6 protein-coding genes and 1 rRNA gene are annotated in these 5405 nt (G+C 51.7%); 6 read left to right on the top strand and 1 reads right to left on the bottom strand.

All coding sequences use genetic code 11. The features are described from left to right. The 4 genes from L692_RS28480 to L692_RS0111215 all read left to right on the top strand — a co-directional run. Positions 1 to 2032 (top strand): DEAD/DEAH box helicase family protein (locus L692_RS28480; RefSeq protein ID WP_232238768.1); only part of this gene is annotated, 2032 nt, incomplete at its 5' end. After that, entirely contained in the window at positions 2026 to 2394 is a 369-nt protein-coding gene (locus L692_RS33505; RefSeq protein ID WP_232238767.1) for a hypothetical protein, read from the top strand. The genes L692_RS28480 and L692_RS33505, both read left to right, overlap by 7 nt. A gap of 149 nt (positions 2395 to 2543) precedes the next feature. Further along, positions 2544 to 2981 (top strand): HEAT repeat domain-containing protein, encoded by a 438-nt coding sequence (locus L692_RS0111220; RefSeq protein ID WP_025699884.1) that lies wholly within the window; start codon positions 2544 to 2546, stop codon positions 2979 to 2981. A gap of 123 nt (positions 2982 to 3104) precedes the next feature. Next, positions 3105 to 3572 (top strand): 2-thiouracil desulfurase family protein, encoded by a 468-nt coding sequence (locus tag L692_RS0111215; protein WP_025699882.1) that lies wholly within the window; start codon positions 3105 to 3107, stop codon positions 3570 to 3572. A 117-nt stretch (positions 3573 to 3689) separates the two neighbouring features. Here L692_RS0111215 and L692_RS31130 read toward each other — a convergent pair whose 3' ends face one another. Then, the gene (locus tag L692_RS31130) at positions 3690 to 3818 is read right to left on the bottom strand and encodes a DUF4023 domain-containing protein (protein WP_036723252.1); all 129 of its coding nucleotides are present in this window, start codon (positions 3816 to 3818) and stop codon (positions 3690 to 3692) included. 135 nt (positions 3819 to 3953) lie between these two features. Between L692_RS31130 and L692_RS0111205 the strand changes: the two genes are divergently transcribed. Together L692_RS0111205 and L692_RS0111195 are read left to right on the top strand one after the other, a co-directional pair. Continuing rightward, positions 3954 to 4808 (top strand): gamma-glutamylcyclotransferase, encoded by an 855-nt coding sequence (locus tag L692_RS0111205; protein WP_025699880.1) that lies wholly within the window; start codon positions 3954 to 3956, stop codon positions 4806 to 4808. Between the two features lie 333 nt (positions 4809 to 5141). Then, positions 5142 to 5405: ribosomal RNA gene (locus L692_RS0111195) — 16S ribosomal RNA — on the top strand; the annotation flags it as partial.

Raw genomic sequence — 5405 nt, 5'->3', positions numbered from 1 at the left:
AGAAGCCCCTCCCTTTAGGGATGGGAGTCATCACATTATGACTTCTTTTCTGATGCAGTCTGGTGTGCGGCTGCTTGCGCCTCATTTAAAGAGCGCCCTGGAACGGGGCGCCGAGGTCAAGATGCTCGCCGGGGACTATTTGTATATTACTCAGCCGGATGGGCTGCGGGCGCTGACTGCAATTGACGAGCGGCTGGAGGCGCGGCTGTGGCGGAGCATGGGAACTTCTTTTCATCCAAAAGCTTATTTGTTGGATTATGACGAGGGGGAAGGGCTGCTGATTGTGGGCTCATCCAACTTTTCCTTTTCGGCGCTGAAGACAGGCTTCGAATGGAACCTTGCCATGAATGCGGAGGTCGAGCCGTATACGTTCCGCAATGCGCTGGATAAGTTCATGGAGAGCTTTTACCACGAGACCACCCTGCCGGTAAATCCGGATACGATTGCTGGTTATGAGCAGGAATATCAGAGGCAGCACCAGAAGAATCCGGAGATGCTGAGGAAGATTACGGATATGGAAGAGACAGAGGTTCGGGTGCAGACGCCAGATGCTGTTGTAGAGACGGCAGAAAGAGCTGAACTAACGCCTATTCACCCCCGTCCTTCCCAGAAAGACGCGCTGGAAGCGCTGGAGCAGACCCTGGAAGAGCAGTATGACCGGGCTATGGTGGTAATGGCAACCGGCCTCGGTAAAACGTATCTGGCGGGTTTCTTCGCACAACGGTTCATACGTGTTCTGTTTATTGCGCATCGAGAGGAGATACTGAACCAGGCAAAGCAGTCTTTCGAACGAATCATGCCGGACAGATCGCTTGGGATTTACAACGGACAGTTCAAGGAGGGAGCGACCGATGTGATTTTTGCATCAATATATACCTTGGGGCGAAAAAAACATCGTGAAGCCTTTCGGCAGGATGCATTTGATCTGATTGTAGTCGATGAGTTCCATCATGCGGCAGCGGCAACATATCAATCGGTGATTGACTATTTTCAGCCAAAGTTCCTGCTCGGCATTACCGCAACGCCAAACCGGATGGACGGCCAGGATGTGTATGCGCTGTGCAACGGGAACGTGGCTTACCAGATTCATTTTATCGAGGCCATCCGGCGGAATTGGCTTGCTCCCTTTCAATATTACGGGGTGTATGACGATACGGACTACGCTGTGATCCGCTGGCTGGGTACGAGATATGACGAAGAACAGCTGGCTGAAGCGCAATTGAGGGAATCCCGGGCGGAGAAAATTTATGAAGCCTGGAACCGGTATAAACAGTCCCGTACCATTACCTTTTGCTCCTCAATTCGGCAGGCGGATTTTTTGTCGGAGTTCTTCAGGAGTCAGGGTGTAGCCAGCCTAAGTTTGCATTCGGGGACCCGGGAAATGGCACGGCCGGAGGCGATACGTTTGCTTCAGGAGGGTAAGCTATCCGTTATTTTTACGGTCGATTTATTTAATGAAGGGACGGATATTCCGGCGGTGGATACGCTGCTGTTCGTGCGTCCTACCGAATCGCTGACGGTGTTCACCCAGCAGATCGGACGCGGACTTCGGCTTGCGGAAGGCAAATCCCACTGTGCTATCATCGACCTTATCGGAAATTACCGGAACGCGGACGTGAAGCTGCAAGTGTTCCGTCAGGATGGGGAAGAGGCAGGCAGGGGCAAGCGGGACGGCGGACTGCCTGAGCTGCCCGAAGCGTGCAGCATGGAACTGGATATCCAGGTAGTGAACCTGCTGCAGGAGCTGAGCCGCAAAAGACTCCCGTACCGGGAAAAGCTGCATCGCGATTTCCTGGATTTGAAGCAGGAACTGGGCAGAATCCCGACTTATCTGGAGCTGCATTTAATGGGGAGAGGAAAAACCATTGGCTACCGGAGCGAATTCGGCTCTTACGTCGGATTCTTGTATTGGGCTGAATTGCTGAGTGAGCGCGAACAGGAAATATTTATGCGGTATGAAGCTTGGTTGCGGGACGCGGAGAAGACTGTAATGACCAAGAGCTACAAAATGATCGGCTGCTCTATATGCTAAAGCGCGGACCGGAGCGTTGGGATGAGCCGGTAAGGGCGGAGGAAGCCGCTGGCTTTTTTCACAAGTATCTGACCGACAAGGAATATCGGCGGCGAATTGATTTTTCGGATAAAGAGTCCTTGAAGCTGTGGGAATGGAATGAGAAGACCGCCAAGGGGGTAGCGAAGCTGATTGCAGATATGCCGATGTCCAAATGGGCAAATGCCAAGGGCAGCAGCACTAAATTTGCGGACGGAATTTTCTCGCTGGCGTTTGATATTATACAGGAGGATAAAGCTGTCTTGCATCGCTGGAGCTTGGAAATCGTGCTATATCGGCTTCATGTCCATTTTGAGCGTAGGACGGAGCGTGAGAATCAATGAGCCCCGAATGCTTGAATGCCCATAACGATTGATTGTTCTCCATATATATGGCTATTGCCGATTAACGGCTCGTCGGAAGGTTGAGTCGCGCTCAAGACTACGCTACAATATCCCTATCACAAGTTGGATCTGAGAAGGGAATGTGCCGTTTGAATAACGAAGAGACGAATGTTGGACTGCCCGAGAATTATACCGAATTGAAAAAAGCCGCCGGACGCTCCGCCGATTGGAGAGCCCGTCTTGAGGCGGTGGAGGAGCTGGGACAATATCCTCACAGGCAGGTCATTGATATACTGACGCGGCTCGCGGAGAGCGATCCCGTGTATACTGTTCAGGAGGCCGCTTACCGGAAGCTTGAAGCCTTTGGCGAGGCAGTGGCAGCGCCTTCCAAGGACAAGCCCGAGCTGTTCAAAGGCGTGTCCAAAATCCTGCTGCGGATCAAGAAAAGCCTCCCCCGAGAGCATACGTATGAAGAGTTTAAAGAGAAGCTGAAGAAGATGAGAATCGATGTATACGACGCTTATGAAGGCGACAAGGGCGCCGATTTCGACAAGTGGCTGGAGAGCCAATGGTCTTCGGTAAAATAACAGGACCGTCCTTGAATCAAGGCCGAACACCGGCACAACAAGAGCAAACACCAATCTGCGTCAGATTAGGGTGATGCTCTTTTTTGCTATCTATCTCATCTTTAAATAAAGGAGCAAAGTCCAATAATCATCGTCAGCTCTTGTCTGGCCGGTGTTGAGTGCCGGTATGACGGCTCACATAATGTGCTGGAGAAAATACAGAAGCTGGCCGGCGAGAACAAGGCTGTGCTGGTCTGCCCCGAAGTGATGGGAGGGTGTCCCACACCGCGCGAACCGGCCGAGATTGTCTTCGGAACGGGGGAAGATGTCCTGGACGGCAGGGCGAAGGTGATCGACCGGTCCGGCAGGGAGGTTACGGAGCTTTTTGTCGAGGGAGCCTATAAAGCTCTTGAGACGGCGCGCAAGCACAATGCGACTCTTATCGTTCTAAAAGAAAACAGCCCTTCCTGCGGCAGCGGGATGATCTATGACGGCCATTTTTCGGGCAATAAAATTCCCGGAGAGGGTGTAACGGCGGCGCTGCTCCGGCGCGAGGGCTTCAAGGTCATTTCTGAACAAGAGTTCGCGTCCGGGGCGTTTGATATCCGGTAAACCGGAACTCGCAAAGTGAAATAGGAGGGGCTGAGCTGCGCCGGGACCCTATTATTTTTTAGCGGTAAATAACGCAAAAGCGCCCCGGTCATCCTATGGGATTTGGGGCACTTGGTATTACTTATTCGTACTGTGCTGCTTGTTCTGCAGCTTGGCTCCGGGATTCCCTTTGCCATGGTGCTTGTTCTTTTCCTCCTTCTTCTGGGTATCATGCAATTTTTCCACAAATTCATTGGTGCTTTCCATGATTCTCCTCCTTCGGTTATGGGCTTGGTATTAATGTAACCTGTTTGCCTGTTAACGATGTATTCCGTCCAATTGATGCGCCGGTGTGGTAGAGTAACAATAAAGGACGAACGCTGCGCGGGAGGAGAAAACGATATGGAGCTTGTTTTTGTCTACGGTACCTTACGTCAGGGGGAAGAGAATCATCATTTAATGAAGAATGCCCGGGCGATTGCGCTGATGGCGTATACGCAAGGGATTCTGATGGATACTCGGCGCGGCTATCCTGCTATGGTTGCTGAGGGCGCTGGCATCGTGGCTGGAGAACTGTACGAAGTGACCCCGGAGATGATGACCCGGCTGGACGAATTGGAGGACTTTCATGGCCCCGGGCATCCGGAGAATGAGTATGAACGCGTCCTGACAGATGTGACGACCGACAGCGGAAAGCGGGAAGCGTGGGTGTATGTATACCGGGAGAGGCAGCATGAAGTGATTGCTTATGGGGATTGGAAGCTGTATCTGCTAAGACAGAAACCGAGTGTGCTTTATTTTGCCTATGGAAGCTGTATGGATACGGAAAGAATCGCACTCGCCGGAGTCGCCGAATGGTTCGCTGATGTGAGGGGGAGAGGGGTTGTAGAGGGCTTCAATCTTCAATTTACGTACCAGGCCGAGGACGGCGGGCGTGCCGATCTTGTCGAGAGAGGAGGCAGAACGGAGGGCAAGCTGTACTCTATACCTGCCGAATGTCTGGATGGGTATTTATATCTTAGAGAAGGTGTTCACAGCGGAAAGTATCGTCCGGCGGTTCTCCCTGTGCAGTGCGCTGACGGCGGTGTGCGGGATGCGGTAACGTTTGTGGTTGTGGATAAAAGCTCTGATGTGGCTCCGCCGGAACATTATCTCCGGGAGATTTTGCGCGGGGCGCGGCCGGTCGTTTCTGCGGAATATTATATGGAACTGGAAGAACGGGTCTGGAAGGAGTATGGATTTCGGCTTGCGGAATAAGCGGCGATGTCAGGAGCGAGCTGTAGAAAATAAATTAATTATTTTCGCGAATAATGCTTGCGCATATTCTGGATTCATGGTATATTCTAATTCCGGCCAAGAAATACGAGTTCTGGTTCGAAAAGAAATTAAAAAAAGAGCTTGCATTAAACGGTCGAGTATGGTATATTATAAAAGTTGCTGCTGACGAGAAGTTGAGCGGCGGCAAAAAAGTTTGATCTTTGAAAACTGAACAACGAGTGAGTGGGAATTCGCTTGAAGCGAGTTCCAAAATGAAGAGAATGCAAATTCTCGTCAGATGTTTCAAAATGAGCTTATCGCTCTTTCAATACCTTATTGGAGAGTTTGATCCTGGCTCAGGACGAACGCTGGCGGCGTGCCTAATACATGCAAGTCGAGCGGAGTTGTGAGAGAGCTTGCTCTCGATCAACTTAGCGGCGGACGGGGGAGTAACACGTAGGCAACCTGCCCCTTGGACCGGGATAACTACCGGAAACGGTAGCTAATACCGGATAAGACCTTCTGGTGCATACCGGAAGGCGGAAAGGCGGAGCAATCTGTCACCAAGGGATGGGCCTGCGGCGCATTAGCTAGTTG

Source organism: Paenibacillus forsythiae T98 (assembly GCF_000520735.1).
GTDB classification, from domain to species: domain Bacteria; phylum Bacillota; class Bacilli; order Paenibacillales; family Paenibacillaceae; genus Paenibacillus_AQ; species Paenibacillus_AQ forsythiae.
This window is presented reverse-complemented; position numbering and strand designations above follow the sequence as displayed.

Excerpts from the sequence above, each read along its gene's own strand:
- L692_RS0111205 (WP_025699880.1), top strand. The coding sequence starts at position 3,954 with ATGGAGCTTGTTTTTGTCTACGGTACCTTACGTCAGGGGGAAGAGAAT.
- L692_RS33505 (WP_232238767.1), top strand. The coding sequence starts at position 2,026 with ATGCTAAAGCGCGGACCGGAGCGTTGGGATGAGCCGGTAAGGGCGGAG.
- L692_RS31130 (WP_036723252.1), bottom strand. The coding sequence starts at position 3,818 with ATGGAAAGCACCAATGAATTTGTGGAAAAATTGCATGATACCCAGAAG.